At 22.5% G+C, this 1,110-nt stretch carries 3 protein-coding genes; all 3 read left to right on the forward strand.

What is annotated here, in order from left to right; genetic code table 4:
- The coding region (locus C6B38_RS10005; RefSeq protein WP_162475873.1) for a hypothetical protein at positions 1 to 279 on the forward strand (279 nt) is incomplete at its 5' end.
- Positions 273 to 770, forward strand: coding sequence for a hypothetical protein (locus tag C6B38_RS04700; protein ID WP_105298840.1), 498 nt, complete (start codon positions 273 to 275; stop codon positions 768 to 770). The genes C6B38_RS10005 and C6B38_RS04700, both read left to right, overlap by 7 nt.
- A 4-nt stretch (positions 771 to 774) precedes the next feature.
- Entirely contained in the window at positions 775 to 975 is a 201-nt protein-coding gene (locus C6B38_RS04705; RefSeq protein WP_105298841.1) for a hypothetical protein, read from the forward strand.
- The last annotated feature ends 135 nt before the right edge of the window (positions 976 to 1,110 follow it).

The following is a 1,110-nucleotide window of genomic DNA, read 5'->3' on the forward strand; positions in this document are numbered from 1 at the left end:
ATTGATTTAGATGAAAAAGAAATTAAAGAAGATGGTAATTTTGAAATTGATTTAGATGAAAAAGAAATTAAAGAAGATGGTAATTTTGAATATATTTCATTTAAAGATATTGATGTCGCCAAAAATAAAGGGCAAATGAGCGATGAACCATTATTAAATAATATAAATACCCCATCTTATCAAGAAATAGCAGACACTAACGATAATGTCGTTAAAGAAGAAGATATCTCAAATGTAGTACCAGCAGTTAATAATGATGAGGAGTGAGCAACTTGATAAAAATAGGTATTGACCCATCAGGTACTGGTACTACTGGTATTGTTATTTATGAAGATAATAAATTARTTAAACAGCATGAATTTAAAAATAAAGATTGAAAAGAACATTTTGAGTTTATAGATGGATTTATACTTGAATATTTATATTCAGATTATTATGTAAAAAATAAAGGTAAAATTTTATCAGACATACGAAATATTGAAGATTGCTTATATACAAATGCTAATGGTTCAAAAGACCGTGATGATTTATTAAGATTACTGGGTGCGATTGAAAATAATTTATTTACTTTTAATTTTATATCACCAAAATATACTAAATCAGTTGTTAAAAATATTGAAAATTTAAGTAAATATAATAATAGTTGCGTATGAAAATATGATAAAGATACTAATTTAACTTATCAATATGGTAAAGGTTGATTTTATAATAATGAAAAAATAAGTAATCATCTCCGCGATGCAATTATTATTGCTAATTATGAGAGGTAATATTATGAAGAAAACATATAATAAAAAACGAAAAGAAAAATATAATCAAAGAAGAAAAATATATTATTCTAGTATGGTTCGTAAAACTGTAAATCTTTACTTAAATAAAGAGCAAGAAAAAATCTGAAATAATTTACCACAAAACTATACTTTTTCTGAAAAAGTAGAATATTTTATTAATTATTATATTGTAAATAACAAATAAAAAATAACCTTAATTGGTTATTTTTTTAAATGCTATTTGTAAGTTTTTCAATCGCTTCTTTTTTAGCATATTCTTTATCATTAATTTTAACTTGTTTTTTGACATTTTTAATTTGTCCAGTTTTAATTGCTAATT

This window comes from Spiroplasma sp. ChiS (assembly GCF_002968355.1).
In the GTDB taxonomy this organism is placed as follows: domain Bacteria; phylum Bacillota_I; class Bacilli_A; order Mycoplasmatales; family Mycoplasmataceae; genus Spiroplasma; species Spiroplasma citri.